Below are 23,197 nucleotides of genomic sequence, written 5' to 3'. Positions count from 1 at the left end.
AGTATCAACACTTTTAAAATTAAAAAGATATATTGTATTTATTAAATGAAATAGGTGAGAAAATATTTTTCACTGGAATATCTAATTGTTTTTGAATATCCTCGATAACTGTATAATTTGCAGTTGCTGTAAACCCAATAAATAGTGCTCTGTCTAAAAATTTCTTCAAAAATTTTGATAACATTAAATATTCCGCTCTAAAATCATGTCCCCAATTTGACAAACAATGTATTTCATCTAATACTACATATGCGACCATTAACTCAGTATTGATACCCCTAAATTTCGCCAATAAATGTCTGCTTTGAAAGGTCGTTGGCGTTAGATATAACAAACTATTACACATTTCAAATTTTGAAAAATCATTGTCATTCTCTAGTTTTAAATGGGAAATATTATCTATATTATGAAATTTCTCTAAATTTCTTATTTGATCACATATTAGAATGTCCGTTGGGGAAACAACAAATATAGGAAGAGGTTGTAATATTGAAATCATATAGTAAATGAGAGATTTTCCACTTCCAGTCGGCATAATACAAACAGAGTGCTCGTTAGCAGCCAGCATATTTTTGAGCACTTCAAATTGACCATCTTTAAAACTTTCGAATGGGGATATTTCGCTCAGTAAATATTCCAAGTCCCCTAAGTTATCGGAAGTTAGTCTATAGTTAATTTTTTGTCCAATCCACAACTCTCGTGCATTAGATATAAACGAGGTGTTTTCTTTTATGTAAATGCCTTTTCCATTTTTTAAACTAATACTATTTCCATTTTTACTTTGATGAATTGCTATTGGCAAATAATTTTTAATTCCGACTAACCTACAATACAATTCTGCATAATTGTTAATAACCTCGATCGCTTGATCAAGTTCTTCAATATCGCCATCAAAGTCAACCTCAAGATAAGAATCTCTTAAATAATTATTTTTAATCATTTGTAAAATAAGTATTTGCAACCTATAAATATTTTTATAATCTAAGCTATAAATAGTTGAAATTTGTTTTATGTATTTAGGTTTATTTGCATCGGTAATTTTAGAATTTCTTAATAAGTAATTATAAATCAATGCGTAAACATTAGCATATCTGTGTTCACACCTTCGAGCTTTTCGCAATCCACAAATAAAGAATCCATTATCACTATTTCCTATACCACATGGCACATAAATATCATCAGTAGTGTGCTTTAATGAAACATTTACGAAATAGTCCTCTTGTGTAATATCTTCCTTTGTGACGATCCCTTCTTGCACAATTTTTGTAAAGTCAACAACTGGTGGTATATTTATTTCTTGTTTGGGTGTGTTTTGTTCGTTTAATTTCTGATGTATCGTCCACGCATTTATAACTTTTTCATCAATGCAAAATAGCCAAGTATTAATTATCCACTCAGCTGTTTTCTTTTCATACCCATAGTTTGTTTTAATATCACTAACTAAGCGTTGTCCTAAAAACTCATCTCGTGGATCTGTCTCTAACATCTTGTTTACTATTCCACTATCAAATGCAGCTAACAACTGATTAACTTTTGCTTTTTCGTTAACGAAGCAATCGCTTAATAACCCTTTAATTAATCTTCTGTCAGTAAATATATAAGGTCTACTCTGTAATTCCTTCAGTATCATTCTTTGTGAGTCCATCCACTACATCCTCCATGATAGATGCATCAGCAGCTTCTTGATTATCTAACACTTGCTCTGACAGAGCATTAATAGTTTTTTCTTCCTCAATCTTGCCTATATCTGTAATACTTCTAGCGTTATTTTTCAAAATATTTTCTAAATATTTCACATTATATATTGTAGAAATAGATACATCATCTCCACTACCGTTTGCGGTTAATCTTTGTAAAAATTCAGATAGTTCTTCTTTTGCTTCACTAGATGACATCTCATTAAATGATTCAAACACCGTCATACATAAATTTTGATAAAATGTTTCATTTGTAAAAGAATTTCTCACCCCATCGGTTGATACCAGTATAGCAACCATGGGCTTTTCGATCCAAAAGTGTCTAAAATTCCGAATTGCATTTTTATCACAGAGAGAAGTAGTAATATTGAATTGTATACGATCATCTGGAGGTACTGGGTTATCAACTTCCCCCTTTCCATTTAATACAACACAATCACCATCGCCAATTTGTATTCCAAAGCAATAATCATCTGTTAATACCGCAGCTATCAGTGTCGAACCATATGCCGATTCGATGTTCATCTCAATAGATTTTCTATCTTTGATAGACAATTTATCCAGTTCACCGTCCGTGAATGGGTTTTCGCGATAGTGATTAGTTACCTCATCATTCCAGTTAAGTATGATGTTTTTTTCAATTTGTATTAACAAATTATCTTTATTATCTGGAAATGATTTTTCATATTTCATCAGTTCATTAAATGCATCAATGGCTACAATTGTTGCGATCTCAGAGCCCTTTGCACTTCTAAAATGCTTTTCACTGCCATGGCCATCGCAAACAACTGCCACCCCAAACTTATTAGAGGGATAATGTGATGAACTGTCTTGGCATTCGGTGTGTTTCTTGATATGACTACTTCCAACAATTGAAATGCTTACTCCATCATATGTATTCAATACTTATCCCTCCATTAACGATGAATGGATTAGTTCCAATCGTCATATTGTGAGTCAACTAATTGGTCATTAAAGTTAACAATTTGCTTATTAAAGTCATCTTGCTTAGTTTTGTCCTGTCCGTCTACAGGTGCATTGCTACTCTTACTGCCAATTTTAGATGCAGTAACACTTACAAACCTAATGAGTTTTTTAAGGGCTTCCGATGTGTGAACTGTAAGTACACTTTCTCGATTTCCTGTAAACTCCGCTAACATATCCTTATCGGCGTCATCACCAATGGCTAATGCTGCCTTCAAAGATGCCTTGAACCAATTATTATTTTTTAATTCATTCAATACTTTTTGATAATCATCAGTTGGCTGACCGTCAGACAAAAGGAATAAGGCAGGTGCATATGAACCCGCTGCATCAGTCATAAATCCACCATTTCTTGAGAGTTTTTCATTTAACAATTTAAAAGCATGTCCCATATCGGTCATTCCGTCAACATTTATATCACTCCATTTGAAATCTTTGGCATCAATAGCAGCTTGATACATCCATTCAGCACCAGTTGAAAATGTAAGAACAGCTATCTTTATATTTGCATCCGCACTATCCTCTGCAATTTGTTGTATTTCAGGAATTACTTCTCTAACTGCTACATTTACAGTTCCAATTTTTGAGCCGGCCATACTGAAAGACTTGTCAATTATGAAAAAAAGGTTCATCGTTCGTTTAGAAATTCCCTCAACTTTATCATATTTGCCCATTAAAAACCCTCCACATTATTTGATAAAACCCTTTTTATTTCCAAAGCTAATACATATGTCCTTTAAAACTGGGATAACTTCGTTTTGCTTTACTGTTTTCTCTTCACCGTTTGGATAGTTCACTAACCAAAGCTTATCTGAAACATTTCTAATACCCCAAAGATTTGGATTAGATTTATTTTGTACTACGGATCCGACAATTTTTGAATAGTTTCCGTCATATGCATGCCACTCAGTGATATTCTTCCCTGGAAAAAGTGCAATTTCATAATCCTTTCCAGAAAACGATAACGGTTTATTTATTTTGTTGTTACATTCGCAACATTCAACAATATCGTTCCGTACCAAACTGGAAAAGTTTTCTTCCCCACATTTAGGACAAGGAAGAATATCATCCTTTAATCTATAAAAAATCTTTTTCCATTCAGCTTCCATAATTCTTTGGTCAATTTCTTTTGACCCTTTTGTAAATGCACGAATAAATGCATCTTGTAAGTAATTTGGGAATAAAGGCCACAAATTTATTACATTGTTATGAATCCCTCTTACCGGTCTATTGCTGGTATCATTAGGATCGCAAACAAAAATTGGTTCACTTGCATAGAACTTCTTTTCAGACTCATCTGTTAAACAAGGGCAACTTGCAACCTTCGTACCTTCGAGTGGATGCGATAAAAAGTAAAACATAAAAAGAACGACAGATAACGAAAATAAGTCTGTATCTAAGTTCGGCCTTGATTTTCCAAGCACAACCTCTGGTGCCATATATCTGCTTTTTCCACCAATACCGAATCCATCACCATAAGGGGCAACATTATCGTTATCACAAATTAGCACATCACCATTTACAGGGTTTACAAAGAAATTTCCATCGTTCAAATCCTGATAACTATAACCTTTCCTATGTAATGCCTGAAAAGCAGTTACCATATTTATTGTTGCATTAATAACAGCCGAAGTACTTTTAAACCTCACCGCTGCATTTAGAAGTTTAACAAAACTTTGATATTCTGCAGGTCGTAACTCCATTATATAGCCAAAACTACCATCTTGAATTTCTGTAATTGCTAACGGCCATAAAAAAGCCTTTGCCGGATTCCCCATTGTAGCATTGCTTACAAGATTCTTATAAAATTTACTTTCATTAGATGAATCTTTTTCAGACATCCCTTTTAGATAGCTGTGGTGATACCATTTAAGAGCATACTCTTTTTCTTTATATTCAACTTTATAAACAATACCCTGTCCACCCTCACCAAGTTTGCTAACTATGCTAATCTCATCGCCGTTGATAAGTTTAATTAGCTTATCTTTTTCAAATTCTTCCATATGCTTATTTCCTTTCGATATGGTTTCAACATAAAATAATGAAATGTATGATTACCGTCCGAGAGCATTATTGTATGAGTTCTATTTCCAAACTGTAAGCCTAATCCATCACGTATCTTCTTAAGTTCCGTAAACAATGCGCTTGATTGCTTATGATAATAAGTCCACCACAATATGCTCTCTAAATATTTCAAGATTCTGTTCAATAAATAGTCGAACGCTCTTGATAGATTTTTTTTCTAGATAAAGCATTTTCAATTATTTAAGGATTGATAGCTTAAACTGAGCCATGTTGTTGTATCGCTCGGCGGCGACTCATCAGCTGTTAGGAAGATAAATACTTTTTCATACGCGGCAAATTATCCATTCAAAATATCAAGGTATTTCTGAAGCTGATGTAAAGATGCAACGCTCCAAATCGTATTTCATAATCCAAAGTATAAGGCTGCCTTTCTCTAAATCACGATATGTTTAAAATTCGACATAGAACACTCTTTTCCTTCCACAATTATGAAGCTCATTTCGGCCTCTATTATAATCTTAGTAATAATTACGATTTTATCTAGCCGCTGACCTCCTAGATGCATCACGCATATATGTTTAATTGCCTTTCATAGTAGTCTTTGTTTTCTCTTACCTGATCCGCTTTTAAAAAGGATATAGATATGTTAAAGATACATTAAATTATTCTTGTTGGATTTTCTTGTCATTCAATGTAGAAGCAAAATTTGGTGATGGGAAAATTCAGGCAGTCCACAATTTCGCTTTTGAAAGACTACGACCATTTGATTGCTTACCCACCTAAAGAAGGAATACTCAAAGGCATGTTGGCGGGTAGAGTAAACGAGAAGAACCTAGAAGAGGTGAAAACTGAAGAATTAAATAAAGTTCACGAAAAAGAAACCTTTTTCGTCCTCGATACGGATGCAAGCCAAGAAGCTGCGGTAATCGCTTCGAATAGCCGACAAGGGCTAATTGTCCACGGCCCCCCTGTAACAGGCAAATCACAGGTTATTGCCAATCTTATTGCAGACCGGCTCGCAAAAGGAAAAAAAAATCTTGTTAGTCTGTCAAAAACCTGTTGCTCTTGAAGTGGTATACAATCGATTGAGTTCAGTAAATCTTAGTCGCCATGTGGCTTTGTTACGAGATTCTTCGAAAGATAAAGCGGGAGTTTATGCTACAGTTTCTTCTATTTTTGAAACCTTATTAGATCAAATACAATCGCCAAATCACGAGAAATTATCTGAAGAGATGCAAGTTCTTGCGAACAAATTAAACGAAGTGGCAATTTCATTACATAAAATAAGACCTTTTGGAAAAACATTGAATCAACTATATGCAAAAGCAATGTGGGAGTTTGAAATTCCGAGCCGTGGCTTGCTAAATCCACAATTCGGTGCCGCGTGATGTTGCGGATGTTTGGTGAGGTGGCATGAACCATGACATCCCTAGCTCCCCTCCAAAGATGCAAAATCATAATTGTGTTATTACTGCCAATTCAATTACTGTGACTGCACTAAATAGGGCCAGGAGTTGGTTCTTCCACCGCAACCGAATGGATTTTTTGAGGTATAGCTCCGTAATTAGTAAGATAAATGCTGAATTTATTATACTGATCCAAAATATACTCATTTGGAACCTCCTCATGATTTGCTTATACTTACCAGTGAAAATAATGATCATATCCTGTCAATGCTTATTTCTATTATAAGTTTCTTTAAAAATTGCTCAACATTACCATCTTCCAGATTAAATAAATCAATGATAGGATGATCCATCTCAACACCAAAGCTATCCTTTTCTATAAGGACTTTTCTGCCAAATTTCTCATTTCTCTTAGAATATTCATACTCCAAGAACGATACCAACTGAAAAAACCTAAGATCTGGATACTTAGTCCAAACTGTTTGGATTAAAGACAATATTCTACTAATGCGTTCTGTCTCCCTGGTCATACTTCCGCCTCCAATAGTAGTGTTATAAAGTGTATCATAGATGTCATCTTTTCCATCAAACCAAAAATCTAACTCAGAACCGCCTAATATTGCACTTTGAAAGATTTTACTTTGTTGCTGTAAATCTTTATTTGGTGTCATATCCACATGTTTCTTTTCATAATTCACATTGTTTTCATTATGCTTGTTTGTCAGCTCATTTCCATCCTCATAATTATCCATGAGTAAATCCTCCATTTTGTTTATTTTTATATGAACATGCAAAAAACCCGCTAAAATTAGGTTTTACTCTTATAGCAGTAGCGCGGTAATTGCGGGAAATCGAATATATGTTGATTATGTCATGATTGCAATTCAGTTGTAAAACGCCAAAAATGACGAATTTTTGATTAAATGCTCTCCAGGGGAACAACTCCTAAAATCTCATGTTTCCTTCAAATATCTTACATTATCACAAATAGATTAATGGTGGTTATTTAGATTCCTAGATAACCCCTTAAAAGCGAAAGTACCGAGTTGCTCTGGATGTTTTAAAAAAGAATGGAGTTTGTGAGTGGGATTATTGGCCTTACTGCCAATAACGTTGGAAATCCAGACTCCAAAGCAGATGGCAATGCAAGAACTTATTTAATTAAGTCATATGTGTGTTTGGACACTTTGGATTCAATGAAAATTAGCTTGCTTATTAATGGACCATTTGTAATGGGGGTTCCTGTCTTTGAAAATTGGTCCAATAATGAAGTGCGTGCAACAGGAATAATACCACAACCTGACAATACTACGAGTTCGTCTGGGCATGCGATATGTATCGTTGGATATGATGACAACAAGCGTATGTTCAAATTTAAAAACTCTTGGGGTACCGAATGGGGAGAGGCTGGTTACGGATATTTGCCCTATGAATATTCCAGCCAGAGTGATTCTGAGGCGTGTAGTGCAATGGATGTTGATTTGGCGGAATTAGATAGGGAATTAAATGAAAGGATACTGCACTTAAAATACATTCCAATATTTGGTAACCCAGTTATTTTACAAAGTAGGTTTGGAAATATAGGAAACTTTGAGCTCATTACGCCCCTTGTTACAGGTGGACTTGCCCATTATTGGAGGAATAACGATGATCCTCATATGCCTTGGAACATCCCTTCCGTTTTCGCTACCGGCCTAGGTCGTATTGACGCGCTAACTTTCATCCAAAGTAATTTTGGGGATCCTGGCAATTTTGAAGTATTTGTTCGAACTGGCGTAAGGTTGGCGACAATGTGGCGTGATTCCCAAACCCATACTTGGAGTGATATAACCTATATTCTAGGAAGTTAAGTAATATCGATAGCACCATTATAGCCAATATCGAATAAGTACTCATTCGATATTGGCTTATTGTCTTTAGATTTGTAGTTTATACGGACATAGGTTCAGAAACGGCACCGAGGATAGCAAATCTACAAATTCCGCTGCTTGATGTGGCTATACAAATCCACAATTCGCCGTCGCGTGATGGTGAGAATGTTTGGTGAGGTGGTGGCTTAATTTCAGCATAAACCACCATTGTAAATTAATGTTTATTTACCTCATTTATGTTGAAACTGGATCATTGAATAAAATGAGTTCATAAAAAAGGCCCGAGGGATGCTTTCTCCTTCGGACCTTTTTGTAACCGATGCTTTCGGATTTGTAGGACAATCATAACATATATTTACAAATACTGTCTATATGAAAATTATTTCAGCTCTTGGGGATTTCTGGAGAGTAACATAGCCAATAACATTTACGTTTGGACTGAATGAGATGCCCGAATTCATCTGAGTCGTGAAGAACCCCTATCCAGTCCCTTAAGTTATGGTTCTGCATGGACAAGGGTTCAGAAAAGCGAGCCGTGGCTGTACAAATCCACAATTCGCCGAAGTGTGATGCTTAGAATGTTCGGAGAAGTGGCATAAATAATTTAGTAAAATTAATCACGATCATTCGAATCTTCCCAGTCAGGCTCCTCAATAATATGATCAGGTGTGTGGAAATAATCACTATCTCCAACACAAGTGCTAAATACCATTCCATGTTCACCACAATCAATAAAATAATCTTCATCATCTTTCACATGATCACCAAAATAACAATAATTACTTTCATAACAATTCTCGCAGTAAGCCACATTGTGATCGTATTTTATTTCTTCTTCAGGGAAAAACTCTCCACAACCATTGCTTTCACATTGAATTCCAATACTCATAGTTTTTATCACCTTGAAAGGGTTTGGTTATTTACCTTTTTCGGCTTCCTTTCTTATAGTACCAATTAGCTTATCACTCCTTGTATCTCTACCATTTGTATTTCTGATTGTTCCTGATGGCAAACCGTGCTTTTTCTCAAATGTACCTACCGTGCAGTCGCTTCTAGTCTTCCTAATCATCTAATCTCCCCCTAATTAAATATGTATTCTCAACAATTACATTCTTTTCAATTGCTTCACACTCGAAGCAATGGTTTGTACAGCTACTAAAATCCCTAACACTAGCCCCGCTGCCTTCACGACTTTCCCCATGTCTCATCCCTCCTTATTCTTGAATAAATCTGAAACAATCCATCCGACTAGCCCAGCGATTAAAAGAGCAAGAAGAACATTTGGAACAGAGGTCCCGTTCTCGATGTTTCGAATAGTTTCTCTGCTCACGTTAGCGCGTCGTGCTAGTTCTTCCTGTGACAACCCTACATTTGCTCTCGCCTCAGCGAGCTTCGATACATATTTGGGTTCCAACAATTACCACCCCTTACTTGTTGTAAGCATACCATACTTGTCCAATTGATGACAAGTATTCTTTGCAAATTATTATTTGCAAAGTAAAGTTGTCGATGATCGTGTAAGAGGATCTTTAGATAGACGACCCTCCCATTTTCATGGTCGCACCGTTCCCCGCAGCAAAAAAAAAAGCGTCAGCACCGTCGAAAGCGTCACCAAGACGCAACTAACGGTACTGACGCTTTTAATGATAAGAATCTTGGTTTGGACTAGAAGCGTGACGAACCCCTTTCCAACCTCTTAAGTTGTGGGTTTATATGGACAAGGGTTCTAGCAACTGAGGGGAGTCGAACCCCTGTCTCCACCTTTTTAACTTGTGTTATATCGCCTCTGTTAAACTACAAAACCCTAGTTTACTAGACTTTTTTAGAATAGTTAAAATGAACCAATAGCATATAAGCCTAAGTAAAACAAGTTAATGTCTACATGTTGGATACAGATTTTCGAGGGGATTCTTAGAACTAATACTGTAAACTTTATCCTATTTTATCTTTTATTATTACAGTACCTTCGTTTCAAGCTTATATCGTTTAGAGACTCTTGATCAAGATTGACATCAGTCTATTAGCAGAAACTTCCACTAGTACGACACTACGTAAATCAAACACTGGATTTTCATTGAATTTTCGACTCAAAATTTCGGGATACCTTGCTAGCGATGGCGATATATTCCAGTCTAACATTATCTAGTATTTCAAGTAGTTCTTTTGCATTTTCCTCATCTTTACCACTCAGTCCAATTTTTTCGTTAATATTAATTCCTATAAATAAGTGTCTAATTTTCTTAAAGTTTTTTAATTTGTTATTGCTATAGTTTTTAGATAGTTGCTCAATGATGTAATTTGCTGAACGCGGGTTAAAGTATTCAAATAAAAACCATCGTATATACTCTTCAAAATTAATTATAAACTTATCTTTGTTTGATTCGTTTATATATTTAACATGTTCTTTTGAAAAAATTAAAATATTAATTATTCTTTTAATCTCACGTGGTGTTATATGTATAAATCCGTTAACTTTTCTTAATGTTTTTGATATCAGGACCTTTTCTTCATTCGTAAAGTTCTGCTCATCATTACCTGTAAGAAAACTGATGTAATCTTGATAAGTTTGCTCTTCTGGCAAAGAAAATGGAATTGTAATATATTTTTCTAAATACCTATCTCCAAAACGAAGTTTTTGTTCGTTTGTAACATTTCCCTCAAAATAATGTTTATTATTATTTGCCAAAGCGTAAGAGACTGTTTCCTTATTAATAGAGATTACACTAACAATAGATTCTACTGGTAGTAATAGTTGAAATGCATTAAAAAACTCCACAATTGTTTTCTCCGAACATCTATCAAGCTCATCGACAAAGAGAACTAACCGTTCTTCCTTTTTATCTTTTAGCCATATATCAATCAGATCCTTCAAATCATCCTTTATATTTTCTCTTGTCCCAAGTTTCCGTTTATAATTTGGAATTAGCATGTGATTTGTAGCTTTTTCTGATAAAGGTTTGGTTAAAAACTTTAATTTTTTAATAAATGGGATGACGATATTAATTCCAACTGATATTGAGGATATTAATCCGATAACATTAATAAAAAAACTGTTATTTTTCACCATGTCAATTATTGAGTTTTCCTTATTTAAAAAATAAAACCATATAAAGAATACTAACAATAATATTGAATTTGTAATATACATCCATTTGTTTTTTCTGAAAGAGATAATTAATTTTCTAAGTCCATAGATTATTTTTGCTCGAAAACCTAACTCCTCCTCAAATTTCGCATAAAGCTGTTTGAGAATAGAGTACCATATCTTGCTTTGATCGTCGTATTCAGTAGCATCAAATCTTACAGAATGTGTCTTACTATACTTAGCTCTAAGTTCCTCATCCTGTTTTCGATTATTATTTAAAACACTTAGCTCCTCCTCGATTAACCGCAAAAAAGATGATTTACCTTCTCCCCAGGGACCATAGATGCCTATCGAAAGAGGAGGCTGTGTTTCTTTATTTGTTATTAATTTACTAATGGAATTTGCAAATTGACGTCGTGAGAGCAAATCATGAACACTTTCAACATCACGAATAATATATCCATCTGTAAACTTTAAATCATTTAGTTCCTTTTCTCTCTGCTCTTTTTCTTGATTATATTCTATCCTCCTAATCTGCTCTTCTCGCTTACTAATTTGATTTGAAAGATACTCTATTTTTCCTTCATCACCCTCATAATCGGGTTCATATGATTCTATTTCATCATGATACCCTTGTTGCTCATATATTTCATTTTGCAACTCATCGCTAAGTTTTGATATTTCTTCCTCTAATTGGGCAATTGTATTATTACCGTCAGACATTAATTCTCATTCTCCTCCAAAAAAAGCGTTAAATTACTTGTTTGTGTTTATCCTGAATTTCTAATACTATATCGGCTAGCAAAAAATGCATAAACAAATATTAGCAAGACTAGAAGAATACCTCTGAACCAAGGACCAATGAAAATTAGTAGGAAGGACGTTATTACAAACAGACAGAATACTGTCCAGTTAACACTTGAATGCTTAAATCTTTTTTTCATCATTATCTCAGAAACAATAATATCAAGTATCGCAATAAATAAAATAAATGCAACTAAAACTGAAATAATAAGAACCTTTTCATTCCAATAATTAGTTGTAGTTAAAACAGAAATTATTAAAAATCCAGTCAATGAAACAAAAAGAATTATTCCAGTATGCACTAATGGTTCAATAAGTGAGGACAATTTAGTTTTAAAATATACACTAATAAATTCTGTGATCCCACCATTGTTTTGATAAGTTATTGGATCACATTGAGTCCTTTTCAATCTTAAAATCTCTTCTTTAAGCTTTTTGCGTAATTTTTTAAGAGATTCATACTTTTCTTCCCCATCATCACTATCAATCCACTCATCAAACTCTTTAAGTAACTCATAGGGAATAAATACTTTTGCTTTTGATATCTTCATTTCAAGTAATGATATTTCTGACCTTTCCCTAATGGTTCTCTTCATTTCAATTTCTAATTCAGAATATATTTCAATAGCCTTCTCAGTCTTTATTATTAAGTTTTTTTGGTTTTCTAAAACGTTTGTTCTTATTTGTCTATACATTGATATAGCGACTACAGTTAATACAATAATAAACAGAGCGGACTGCGGATCTGGAAAAATCGTTTTTACTAATTCAACTAAGTAATTCATAGCATCTCTCCCCCAAGTAGTTTTTATATTACTACTACGTCTTTAGTAAGCTATCGTTTCAAAATATTGACGATATTTGTCGATATGTTACTTCGTATTTTCCTATGTTATCTACTTACTTCCTGTTATAATTTGGATATCACTTAAACAAAGAAGGTCAAAAACATGTTTGATGTATTCTCAGAAGAAATTGAAGTCCAAATTAAACTTGGCATTTCTACCCTGTACTGGTATGTCAATGATTTAAAAAAGGCATGGTTAAGAGCTGGTGTTGACGATAAGTTATGTAATTCTATTTTTATAAGAAAAAACAGCTCAGGTCTTAAACCAAGTAAACGCGAGTTCATGGATATGTTATATGTCGAGCTTCGCAATACAGGCTACAATAAGAGACTTGAAGTATCTCGAAATTTCGTTCGTTTTTTAATTGAGCATAAAAACTTTGTTCCTCACGATCAGAAGCATCGCATAGAAATTGCAGAAAAATGTTCTTTAAAATTAAAAGACATCCTCAATCAACAATTAAAAGAACGTGAGAAAAAGGAAATTATAAAGAAACCTTCTCATGAAACAAAAAAAAGTTATTCCGAACAAATTTCCATGCTTGAGAATCAATTTAAATCGTTATTTACCCTAGAACCTCAGAAAAGGGGCTACGAACTAGAAAAACTCTTTACTGAACTAATGAAAATAAGTGGAGTCTTTGTTGAAAAATCTTTTAAAATTGAGGCAGAACAAATAGATGGTGCAATAAAGTATGAGGGGCATTATTATCTAGTTGAACTTAAATGGACTGAGAAAAAAATTGACCAAGCTCAGATAGCAAGTTTGTATTTTAAAGCTGAGGGTAAATTAGACGCTAGAGGGGTCTTCTTCTCAATTAATGGTTACTCCAAGGAAGTTCTCTCTACCCTCCCTAGAGGAAGGGAAATTAAGGTCTTGTTGTTCGATGGCGTTCATCTTATGAATGTATTTTCGGGAATTTATACATTTAATGAATTACTAGAATATTCTTTAAAGCAAGCCTCTTTAAAAGGAGAAATTTATTGTTCTCATACAATATAATTTTTAAAATAATAATTCATGGTTGATATTGCAATTAGATCAGTAAAATCAATACAAAAAGCAAACAGTAACAGCATCTCGAAAGATAATGGAAATCTTAGCACAACGTTGGAACTGATGAGTTGAAGAAATTATAAAAATTCAAAAGACCACTAAACTGCTTAAGTTTAAGTGGTCCTTTGTTCTCCCTCATATTTCGCTCAATACTATTGTTGTCAAATAATAAATTTGTTTAAAATAGCTTCAAAAAATGCAGTTAACCCGGCCTGGGCTTCGGGCGATCTTAGTAATAAAGTTGTTTAAAATGCACTCAACTATCGTGTCCCGTTAATTGAACAACAACAAGGGATATCCCTCGCTACTTCTATGTAGTTGATGGAAGTGATTTACCAAGCTTCTGGAAAGCTTTTGATAATCTTAAGTTTGGAAGTGAATAACTTGTGGAAAATACATACCCAGATTTTTATGGTTTTATGAAAGAGGAACTGGTTGAGTACTGTAAAAGTATTTATAACAACGTTGGAATTGAAGGTTTATCCTATGTATATTTAAAAAATATAGGCAACTTATACATGTCTTTATATAAAAATGGCATAACTCAAACGGTATTAGTAAATATTCTTGGACTAACTGCCGAATATTCAAAATATAAACATAGTACTATAAAGTGGTCTTACGATAATATACTTGAAAAATGCAAAGAAATCGTTAAAGAATATGGGTATTTGCCACCTGCTGAATGGTTAAGAAAGAACGGATATGGTTCGCTTGTAACAGCTTTGTATCAACATCAAGACAAGTCATTTGCTGATTTACGAAATGATCTAAATGCGAACGAAGGAGGATCGTTTGTTTTATCAAAAAATGGAATGAGATGGCTGAGTCATCCGGAAGCTTCGTTTTCAAATTTTTTATATGCAAGAGGTATTAAACATGATCGTGGGAGAAAATATCCAAAAGAATACTCTGGTTATTCGAAATCGAAATACGGAATTTATGATGTACAATTTTATGATAATCAAGGAAATTTGATTGATGTGGAAATATGGGGAGATAGACCAAATGGGCATAAAGAAGATTATTATGCTGAAAAAAGGAAAAACAAAGAGAAGTATAACGCTGAAAACAATTCAAATTTTTTAGGCATTGGACATAAGGATTGTTTTGACGAACTAAAGCTAACGTCTATACTAGAACCTTATATCAGCAGTATAGAACCTTATGTATTTCAAAATCCTACTGACAAAATAATTCCCTCAACCCATTGGTCTAATGCTGACGAATTATTAGAGTATTGCAGAGAATTCGTGAAACAATTTAAAGATCAAGAATTTCCTACGGAAGAATGGTTAAGAAAAAGAGGAAAATGGAAGGATAGAGAAGGGTTGGCTTATAATACTCTATCAATTTATATAAAAACATGGTTGGGCGGAGTAAGAAATCTTAGAAGGATATTGGGACAAGAGAACGTTAGTACCGTTGAATGGAGTAAAGAAAAAGCATTAAACGATTTGAAAGAATGGTATGAAAAGTATAATTTAACAACTGGAAGTGCCATCCAAAAATATAGGATAAAAAAATTGCAGTTATCAAGAGAAGAGTATCTTAAAGCTTGTTCAATTAATCATGCGATATTTAAATATGTAGGTAGTATGTCAGAAGCTATGAAAATACTAGGTGTTAAAATTAGAAGTATGAAAAAGACTACTCGCTGAGAGCAAGGAGGTGCTTATAGCTTATAGAAAATGTTAAAGACAATTTTATATGGATTATGCGTTTTAAACGGTGAGGAAGTTAAATAACTTTATTATCAAACAACAATTATACCCGATATTTCAGTTTATAGATATACTATCTTGTTAACACTTATTCATTTAAAAAGATCAATCTATAGAAAGGATTGAATTATATGAGAAATAAAGTTTAATTTAAGTGTTTTTTGACGTAAATTTCTTTGATCACTGTCCGTGTCAGGGTAACAAAAATTAATTCAATGACCGCGTCCTAGAAATTCAACTTATTAAGAGTGGTATTTTACAAGGCAAATGAGTGGAGGTGGCTACTATCAAGGACGAATTTAGATTTTTGGGGTATAGAATTAAAGAAAGCCCTGAGTCTGTAAAATATATTGTGTAAACTCCTAAACCTATTAAAATGGAAGTATAGGAAAGGTTGGGGAGAACACATGGGATTATGGACAAAGCAGCAGCTCCGCGAGTTTATGCCGATTGGCATTCACTCACTCGTGCCTCCTTAAAAAGCATGAACAAAGTAGGGCTCCTTCCCTCCCAAAGGTTATGTTGTCCTTCGGTTCCTAGGTACTATGAGCCCCTCGGACTCCCTTCCTGCAGGCGGCTCACTTCGCTTTTCCGCTTATAGAGCGTCTCTTTACGGTTTCTAAAAAAAAAACCGTGCAGGGGAGGGTCTCCCCAGTTCACTGCATTATCTTTCATGCCATGCCGATCCCTTTACACCGGAGGATTCTTCGCTGTTGTTCCAAGTTCTCCACAGCTTCCTTGGCCTTCGTCTATTGAAGCAAGACTCGGCTTCCCCTTGTCCCCCTTGCGGGGCCTTTTTGACAATGCGGCAGGATTCATTTGATATTACGGCCTGGCATGTCGCTCGCCCTGTCTCTGACAGGTACTTTCGTCGATGCGCTTTTACGCACATATCTCGCCATACGCAAGCATCCTAGCTACAAAGGTGGCTTGGCCCCTCCCTTGGTTGGACTTACACCAACTAGATAACGCGTGCTTCTGGGCACGCCTGCAATAAAAAACTGCGCCACGGCGCAGTAGTTGAATTAATCAGTATAAATGTTTATGTATGTGTTTTAAATTGCGAAACCTTAAATGGTCCAATTTGGACATTTTCAGATAGTAAATTAACCGATACATTAAAACTCCGAGTGTGAAAGGTTCTCCTTTAGAATTAATAAACACTAACCCTGATTCTGAAGATACACTAGAATTGGAATTGTAGTACATTTTTAATTCCAACAACAGACTTAATGGTATCTTCACTTCTATAGATTTTTTAGTTCTCTGATAAACATCGATAAATGCTCCACTCAAACAAATATCCTGCCATTTTAGACTTGCAATTTCCCCTAGTCTCATTCCACAATAAATAGCAAGTGAAAACATCAAATAATAAATGTAATTATCTGATTTTACTACAGATAAGAAGTTCTCAACCTCCTCCTTATTTGGTAGCGGCTTAGAGGGTAAATCACTGTTAGAATACAATGAATGAGTATCATATTTATTAAGCAGAGAGAAAATTTTCATTGCCTTTTCTGCTCCACTTCTTGTACTAAACCCGGAAACCTTAACTTCCTCTTCATCAGAGATAAGGTTATTGTTCAATGTGAAAAACCATTTCGATCCTTCGCATTTTATTTCCATGCTTCCTCACCTCCTTATTTTTTTCAAGCATTATTAATTAGCTCTAGCATTTTAGAGATATTCATACCGAGTGTCTCCATTTTGTTGCGAACTTGCTTAAGATGCTCTAGCTCTTTATTCAATCTGATATTCTCCTCCTTCATATCATGTAATTGTTGTTGCATATGCTGAACTTCAAGTGCCTGTGAATTTAAAAAACCTAAGACCGGCTGCCAACTGAGTCCGTCATCATTTATGCATTTGTTATCAACTCGAGGAAATTGAATCACCATTCTGCTCGGCAGATCTCCATTCTTTTTGTGACTAACGGAACGTATCTCATCATAGTGCTGTTTTCTTAGAACACTATTGAATCGAAATGTACAAGCCCCGTTTGTACGTCCTATTTTACCGGCAACCTCTTCAAAAGCCTTTTTTTGACTGCTACCATTTCTCAAATGTTGCAAAACCGTTTTTAATAAAAATTGATCTTGCTCCGTAGACCATACTTCATGATTCGATCTTGCATGGCTCAAAATTTATCCTCTCCTACCTTTTCTATTATTTCATTAATACTATTGTTTCCAACATTGCTACTTCTATTCATTATTAATAGATAGTATTAGATTGTTCTATACTTAAAATTAGTCCCTCATCTCTTCTAACCATATTAGATTCTATGAATACAGTACTGGAACATAAAAAATCCTATCTATATGAACTATAGAATAGGATCTTTTTTTTACTTTAATTGTTAGGTTTCTCTAAACAACCAGGACCTAATGATAGTGGCCAATGATTGCTTTTAATATCTCCCGCGCTGCATAATTCTTCATTGAGCCTTTGAATTCTACTTCTTGATTACACGCCGCCCTTCTTTATCCACTCTTCAATCAGTTCTCGGTGAAACAAGATTCTCCGTCTGATTCTAACATGGGGTATTTGTCGTTCACGAACCATTGCATAAATACAATCCATAGAAACTCCCAGGTAATCAGCAAGTTCTATTACAGAGAATATCTTATTCTTGTTTTCCTTCTCATTGATTACCGTATTTTCCCGGTGCAAGGCCTGCTTCTCCATTTCTATCTCCTCCATCCAAGTTTGAACAATAGAGAGAAGCTTTTGCCTTAAATTATTTGTCCCATTATCAGTGATCATAAAAAAACCTCCCATAACTAGGAGGTTCGACAAGATATCTTCGATATAGTAATTCACTACACAAATGGAGTATGGTAAAAAGCCTCCATTGGTAAACAAACAATTTCTCTAGATCTCAAAGGATGGAAATATGCTAAGTGGTATCTCTGAGGAAATATCGTTCTCATGTACAGAGGAGAAAAACCGAACTTTATAAAGAAAATATTTAGTTCATGGACTTCATGGTTGGATAACTGATCTTCACAGATCTCCATCATCACTGACCCATACTTTATTTCCTTTCGAACATACAAGCTACGATTGCCAAATAACAAGTTAATTCCCTCAACACTGATAGTATATCTATTAACGTCGTTCAAAGATGCTAGAAGTTCTGACGCCCTGCACTCCTCAATATCCAAATTCTCATAGCAATCGTATGACCATTTAGCTGAAGCTCTTCCTGTGGTTAGCCAGTTAAGGGGAACACGACAAATGATTGCAAACATAGCTGCTACAACAATTCCGTTCGTTGAAGCCTCACCATTTTTAATAAAAATATCAATCCTATTGTCGCTAAATCCTTCAAACATCTTCGTATTATACTTTTCGAAAATCTTTCGATATTCTGACCAGACAAATCCTGTAGAATAGGCATCGAATAATATCTTACGTCGTCCTGGAAGAGATAGCTTTCTTAGTAATTGAACATAAAGTGCCATATCCTTCTTCAGTACAGTGAGTTCAAAAAAATGCTTTGAACCTTGTTCCTTGTGAAAATGCAGGTACTCGTCCTCTGAGATTTTTCCATTAATGAACTTTTTTGCTTTCTCAAAATGTTCATTCCTAAATGAATCCGCGCCGCGTTTCTCCCTCATATGAGTATCACCAAAAAAAGGATACCTCATTATGCATAATTCAGGGCCCACACTCCATATATGGAGTGTAAGAATTGCTGTAAACTTTACCGGGAATATTCTTATTAAGATCACACACACACCAAACCAAAAAAAGACTACAATCCAGACCTATCAAGGAGGGTTACCACTGTATCGCAAAGTTAACATTTCCTAAGCTGAACACCTCACTTTAGTGAACTAAAGCCTTTGAATATTACAAAAATAATATCTAAATCTTTGGAAAAAAATGGTTTGATTTGGTGGTGAATTGTCAACAATATAAATAAGCCCTCATAGGTGTGTTTATCCCTTATGATACAGTTCTAAATAGACAGAACTATACCAATAGAAACCACCCATAGGGCTTACGACTTGAACAAGGTACTGCTTAACTAAATTAAGTATAGATAATGTTGGAATGGTTGTAAAGAGTGAATTTATGATAAGGAGTTCAAGCTAATGAACGTTGTGTTAAGTACTGCATTCTCTCAGAACCCTACCGTTGATCAACCGACTCTTTTTGATAGTTTCTCCCAACACCTAGAACGGAAATATTCACCGCGAAGTATCCATAATCATCGACTCAATATCAATTACTTTATCACTTATATGGTAAATACACATTTACTAGGCATCCAACAAGCGGTACTTAACTTGTTTTCCACGGCAGTAACGGGATATGAAGATTTCCTGAATAAGCAAGTTGATAGCCAATCTATAAGCAAAGCCAGAAAGAAAAACCTACTCTCTAGCCTTTCTATCTTTTGCTCTTTTTTGGACGAAGAGAACCTCAGTCCAGTGAAATTCAACATTCCTAAAACAGTCAAGATGAAAAAATCAAGACTAAAAATTCTCAAAAAGAAAAAAGAGGATAAAATTTCTCCCTCTCCTTCCAAGTTATTCACATACCGGCAAAATTGCTCGATATTCAACCATTATTTAGATGAAGTAGAACGACTAGATTTAAATTGCAAAAGAGAAAGGCAGTACAAAACATTATATTTCGTAGAATTCATTTGCTCTACTACATCATCAGATGTATCAATAGATGATAGTTTGCGTCATTTAAGTCCACATAAAATCAAAAATTACGAAAACTATTTAGAGAGAAAGGTTGAATTAGATGAAATTGAAGGGTCTACTGCATATGTAAAACTAAGATATGCAAAGATATTTCTTGACCATCTATACCTAAACAATATCATTCCATTTAAATATTCCATCCCCCCTAAGTTTAAGCAACCTGCTTCACGTAGAAATTCTTTTACTCGCGAAGAAGAGAGATATAAATTTGTGGAAGCCATCTGCAGTAACAGTTCGCCGCATCAAGTGAGAAATCTAGCAATCGTGAGCATACTGATCGATACCGGCTGCCGGCCTATCGAAATATGCAATTTAAAATTAGGGGATGTCTCTGCTACCGAATGTACATTAACATTCTTCAGTGCAAAATCTCAATTCCGGAAGCTCCAAGTGAATAAAGAGGTAATGGCATTCTTGAAGGACTATCTAGAGATTCGTAAAAATATAGCGGTTGATACTGACGTTCTGTTTTTAACTATTGAAAATAAACCCATAACGACAGAATCAATAGGTTCCATTTTCAATAAATACAATAAGTTAGCCTTTGGAAAAAACGTATTCAGCGCCTATGATTTACGTCATACGTACGCAACATTGGCCCTGGATCAGGGTGAACCATTAGAGACTATTGCAAAAACGCTCGGCCACAAAACTTGGGCCTCGACATTATATTACTACCACCGAAATGCGAATCGTTTAAAAGAAAATACGATTTCTAATAATCCGCTAAAGCAGGTGATTGGTTTTGGCCATTGAAGTCTATTCGAACTATGATTATAAGGAAATATGCAATGAACTGGGTATCTCCTATCAAGATTTATTATCACTTATTAATAACAGCTCAAAAAAAGATTTAAAGGATAATTTTCCTGAAGTATCCCTATTGCAGGCGATTGCCCTTTTTAGAGATTACCTAGATAACCAATACGAACTTCAAAAAAAATCAAAGACAACGCTGAATTATTATTTCTCGTTCCTTAATCGGTTCGAGAATTTCATCCAAGATAGACATCCCAACTTAACGATCGCCACAATAAATGAAAATATCTTGCATGAACTCTTCAGTAAGTTTCGTGGTCGAGAAAATTCAGCATTGTCCCCCCGCACACAAAATACATACACATCTATCTTACGTAAATTTTTAGACTTCTGCTATAGAATGGACTATGTTGAGAAAGATTACCGCTACCGATTTACTTGGTCAAAGACCTCTCTCCTTCCGAAATACTTTCAAGAAGAACAGATTGTGGAGATACTCGCTTTGGCCAAGCAGAAGACTTATGGGTACCGTTACCATGCAATGATTTGCTTTCTACTTGGTACCGGCTGTAGGGTTGAAGAACTTCAACACGTTCGTGTCCAAGACTTTGACATTGAGAATGATCTGATTTTCATTCGTAAAGCAAAGGGAAATAAGGAACGATATATCCCCATGTATCCAGAACTGAAGAAGGTAATCCTAGATTATTTAAACCTAACACACGTCAAGGTATGGAGCCGAAACCATACTGGTTTCCTTTTCTGCAAAGAAGAAGTTGCTTGGAGCAATCGCGGAATACCCCTTGCGAAAAGCTCAATTCAGTATGCAGTATCCAGTATTCTGGACAAACTCGGATACACTAAATTCTCCGCACATTCTTTCCGTCACACGTTTGCGGTCAGATGCTTACTAGCTGGCATGAAGTTACATGACCTTAGTCTAATTTTGGGCCATGAGGATCCGAAAACAACTTTTATATACACACAAATGCTTCCGCTAGATTTAAAGAAAGCTGTCGCTGATAAGTTTCCATTCGCATTTGAGAAACTTATCAAGCAAATATTGGAGTTTGATGATGAAAATGTGGATGTTAGCAAGAGAAATTGAAGAATTCGTAACTATCTCTAAAGTGTCCCTTGCCACAAAAAATAAACACAAAAAACATCTACATCTTTTTATGATACACTTGACCGAGGTAGTCGGGGGGAAAGCAGAGGAGATCAACTTAGAAAAAATCTATCTTTTAAAGGATACTCGAGGCGAGGTAATTACCTGGAGACCTATTGACTCAAGAATCATCAACTCCTATCTTTTATCTTGTTACAACAAGGGATATAACTATATGGCTTCCGCACGAGATTCACTAAGTTCATTTTTTAAGTATTTAGAACGCAATTACGATTTTGCGAATCCTCTTCGTCAAGAGCGATTAAATATCCTTGAATTTAAAAGGAATACTGAACGTCGAGCAGCCCTCTCTAAGCACGATGTGTTACGTTTTTTAAACAGTCTGATCACTCATAGTGATAATTTAAAACAAGATTTGATTCTATTTATACTGTTGTTAAGTACGGGATGCAGGATTGGCGAAGCGATTAGCCTTAAGGTTCATCAAATCAATTTCGGAGAAGATACCATTCGTTTGGATAAAACAAAATCCAAAAAAGGAAGAACACTTGTACTTCGCTCAGAATTCGGAGCACTTCTCAGATTATATTGTCAGAAACAGGGGCTGATGAACGAGGATTGTCTATTTTTAAATAAAGATGGCTATCCTATAACACATGATTTTGTAAATGATAGGTATCAAAGTTATCTGAGGGAAGCAAAGATACAAACTTTACCTCTTTATAGTCTCAGACATACATTCGCTACTCTCTTGTATGAACAGGGAGTTGATTTTCTCATTTTGCAACAGCTCATGGGACATGAAAACATTGGGACTACAGAAGGTTATGTACAATCAAATTCTATTCGTAATTCAGGGATTACTATAGAGGAAAATACAATGATGTTTAAGAATATATTCAAAAAATATAGGGGCGGAGGGTGAATCTATTTTTCAAATTCACTCTCCGTATTATAGGTACTATCGGTATACATGATATACAATGACAAATAAAACTCATAGAAAAAAGCACCCATGACAACAGCTATTACCGTCCTCTCCAGATGCTTTCAGGTGCGATTTAATTTCTTGTATTTAT

22 protein-coding genes are annotated in these 23,197 nt (G+C 34.8%); 8 read left to right on the top strand and 14 right to left on the bottom strand.

Features of this window, described 5'->3' with window-relative positions:
• Window positions 1–19: 19 nt before the first annotated feature.
• The 4 genes from QFZ81_RS00575 to QFZ81_RS00560 are packed head-to-tail and all read right to left on the bottom strand — an operon-like array spanning window position 20 to window position 4,684.
• A complete protein-coding gene (locus QFZ81_RS00575) occupies window positions 20–1,645 on the bottom strand; it encodes a DEAD/DEAH box helicase (RefSeq protein WP_307600960.1) in 1,626 nt (541 codons plus the stop codon).
• Window positions 1,605–2,600, bottom strand: coding sequence for a PP2C family serine/threonine-protein phosphatase (locus QFZ81_RS00570; RefSeq protein WP_307600958.1), 996 nt, complete (start codon window positions 2,598–2,600; stop codon window positions 1,605–1,607). Before QFZ81_RS00570 ends, QFZ81_RS00575 begins: the two co-directional genes overlap by 41 nt.
• A 29-nt stretch (window positions 2,601–2,629) precedes the next feature.
• Complete coding sequence (locus QFZ81_RS00565) at window positions 2,630–3,355, bottom strand: vWA domain-containing protein (RefSeq protein WP_307600956.1); 726 nt, start codon at window positions 3,353–3,355, stop codon at window positions 2,630–2,632.
• Between the two features lie 15 nt (window positions 3,356–3,370).
• Window positions 3,371–4,684 carry a serine/threonine protein kinase gene (locus QFZ81_RS00560; RefSeq protein WP_307600954.1) on the bottom strand — a complete coding sequence of 438 codons (1,314 nt, stop codon included), beginning with the start codon at window positions 4,682–4,684 and terminating at the stop codon, window positions 3,371–3,373.
• Between the two features lie 731 nt (window positions 4,685–5,415).
• Between QFZ81_RS00560 and QFZ81_RS00555 the strand changes: the two genes are divergently transcribed.
• Both QFZ81_RS00555 and QFZ81_RS00550 read left to right on the top strand, forming a co-directional pair.
• On the top strand, window positions 5,416–5,775 hold the full coding sequence (locus tag QFZ81_RS00555; protein ID WP_307600952.1) for a DEAD/DEAH box helicase family protein: 360 nt from the start codon (window positions 5,416–5,418) through the stop codon (window positions 5,773–5,775).
• Entirely contained in the window at window positions 5,744–6,094 is a 351-nt protein-coding gene (locus QFZ81_RS00550) for a hypothetical protein (protein WP_307600950.1), read from the top strand. Before QFZ81_RS00555 ends, QFZ81_RS00550 begins: the two co-directional genes overlap by 32 nt.
• A gap of 272 nt (window positions 6,095–6,366) precedes the next feature.
• Here the strand turns inward: QFZ81_RS00550 and QFZ81_RS00545 are convergent, their stop codons facing one another.
• On the bottom strand, window positions 6,367–6,864 hold the full coding sequence (locus tag QFZ81_RS00545; RefSeq protein ID WP_307600948.1) for a hypothetical protein: 498 nt from the start codon (window positions 6,862–6,864) through the stop codon (window positions 6,367–6,369).
• A 318-nt stretch (window positions 6,865–7,182) separates the two neighbouring features.
• Here QFZ81_RS00545 and QFZ81_RS00540 point away from each other — a divergent pair, with 318 nt between their 5' ends.
• Entirely contained in the window at window positions 7,183–7,962 is a 780-nt protein-coding gene (locus QFZ81_RS00540; protein ID WP_307600945.1) for a C1 family peptidase, read from the top strand.
• 634 nt (window positions 7,963–8,596) lie between these two features.
• Here QFZ81_RS00540 and QFZ81_RS00535 read toward each other — a convergent pair.
• The 5 genes from QFZ81_RS00535 to QFZ81_RS00515 all read right to left on the bottom strand — a co-directional run bounded on the left by QFZ81_RS00535 (window position 8,597) and on the right by QFZ81_RS00515 (window position 12,657).
• Window positions 8,597–8,872 carry a hypothetical protein gene (locus QFZ81_RS00535; protein ID WP_307600943.1) on the bottom strand — a complete coding sequence of 92 codons (276 nt, stop codon included), beginning with the start codon at window positions 8,870–8,872 and terminating at the stop codon, window positions 8,597–8,599.
• Between the two features lie 27 nt (window positions 8,873–8,899).
• Window positions 8,900–9,052: a hypothetical protein gene (locus QFZ81_RS00530; protein ID WP_307600941.1), complete on the bottom strand. Its 153-nt coding sequence runs from the start codon at window positions 9,050–9,052 to the stop codon at window positions 8,900–8,902.
• Between the two features lie 135 nt (window positions 9,053–9,187).
• Window positions 9,188–9,397 (bottom strand): helix-turn-helix transcriptional regulator, encoded by a 210-nt coding sequence (locus QFZ81_RS00525; RefSeq protein ID WP_307600939.1) that lies wholly within the window; start codon window positions 9,395–9,397, stop codon window positions 9,188–9,190.
• Window positions 9,398–10,054: 657 nt separating this feature from the next.
• Complete coding sequence (locus QFZ81_RS00520) at window positions 10,055–11,791, bottom strand: KAP family P-loop NTPase fold protein (RefSeq protein WP_307600937.1); 1,737 nt, start codon at window positions 11,789–11,791, stop codon at window positions 10,055–10,057.
• A gap of 47 nt (window positions 11,792–11,838) precedes the next feature.
• Window positions 11,839–12,657, bottom strand: coding sequence for a hypothetical protein (locus QFZ81_RS00515; protein WP_307600935.1), 819 nt, complete (start codon window positions 12,655–12,657; stop codon window positions 11,839–11,841).
• Window positions 12,658–12,822: 165 nt separating this feature from the next.
• Here QFZ81_RS00515 and QFZ81_RS00510 point away from each other — a divergent pair, with 165 nt between their 5' ends.
• A complete protein-coding gene (locus QFZ81_RS00510) occupies window positions 12,823–13,722 on the top strand; it encodes a restriction endonuclease (protein WP_307600933.1) in 900 nt (299 codons plus the stop codon).
• A 440-nt stretch (window positions 13,723–14,162) separates the two neighbouring features.
• Window positions 14,163–15,437, top strand: a complete 1,275-nt coding sequence (locus tag QFZ81_RS00505; protein WP_307600930.1) for a hypothetical protein — start codon at window positions 14,163–14,165, stop codon at window positions 15,435–15,437.
• A 1,092-nt stretch (window positions 15,438–16,529) separates the two neighbouring features.
• Here the strand turns inward: QFZ81_RS00505 and QFZ81_RS00500 are convergent.
• The 4 genes from QFZ81_RS00500 to QFZ81_RS00485 all read right to left on the bottom strand — a co-directional run bounded on the left by QFZ81_RS00500 (window position 16,530) and on the right by QFZ81_RS00485 (window position 19,126).
• A complete protein-coding gene (locus tag QFZ81_RS00500) occupies window positions 16,530–17,129 on the bottom strand; it encodes a tyrosine-type recombinase/integrase (RefSeq protein WP_307600928.1) in 600 nt (199 codons plus the stop codon).
• A 23-nt stretch (window positions 17,130–17,152) separates the two neighbouring features.
• Window positions 17,153–17,644: a hypothetical protein gene (locus QFZ81_RS00495; protein WP_307600926.1), complete on the bottom strand. Its 492-nt coding sequence runs from the start codon at window positions 17,642–17,644 to the stop codon at window positions 17,153–17,155.
• 325 nt (window positions 17,645–17,969) lie between these two features.
• Window positions 17,970–18,269 carry a helix-turn-helix domain-containing protein gene (locus tag QFZ81_RS00490; protein WP_373463619.1) on the bottom strand — a complete coding sequence of 100 codons (300 nt, stop codon included), beginning with the start codon at window positions 18,267–18,269 and terminating at the stop codon, window positions 17,970–17,972.
• 56 nt (window positions 18,270–18,325) lie between these two features.
• Entirely contained in the window at window positions 18,326–19,126 is an 801-nt protein-coding gene (locus QFZ81_RS00485) for a hypothetical protein (protein WP_307600924.1), read from the bottom strand.
• 480 nt (window positions 19,127–19,606) lie between these two features.
• On the opposite strand from QFZ81_RS00485, the gene QFZ81_RS00480 reads away from it, so the two are divergent.
• From QFZ81_RS00480 to QFZ81_RS00470, 3 genes are read left to right on the top strand one after another with little or no spacing between them, the layout of a single operon-like run.
• Window positions 19,607–20,986 carry a tyrosine-type recombinase/integrase gene (locus tag QFZ81_RS00480; RefSeq protein WP_307600922.1) on the top strand — a complete coding sequence of 460 codons (1,380 nt, stop codon included), beginning with the start codon at window positions 19,607–19,609 and terminating at the stop codon, window positions 20,984–20,986.
• Window positions 20,976–22,097 (top strand): tyrosine-type recombinase/integrase, encoded by a 1,122-nt coding sequence (locus QFZ81_RS00475; RefSeq protein WP_307600920.1) that lies wholly within the window; start codon window positions 20,976–20,978, stop codon window positions 22,095–22,097. Before QFZ81_RS00480 ends, QFZ81_RS00475 begins: the two co-directional genes overlap by 11 nt.
• The gene (locus QFZ81_RS00470) at window positions 22,072–23,043 is read left to right on the top strand and encodes a tyrosine-type recombinase/integrase (protein ID WP_307600919.1); all 972 of its coding nucleotides are present in this window, start codon (window positions 22,072–22,074) and stop codon (window positions 23,041–23,043) included. The genes QFZ81_RS00475 and QFZ81_RS00470 overlap by 26 nt, the downstream gene beginning before the upstream one ends.
• Window positions 23,044–23,197 lie beyond the last annotated feature (154 nt).

It is taken from the genome of Paenibacillus sp. V4I9, assembly GCF_030817295.1.
Taxonomy (GTDB): domain Bacteria; phylum Bacillota; class Bacilli; order Paenibacillales; family NBRC-103111; genus Paenibacillus_E.
The sequence above is the reverse complement of the archived record's forward strand: the minus strand, read 5'-3'. Positions and strand labels throughout refer to the sequence as shown.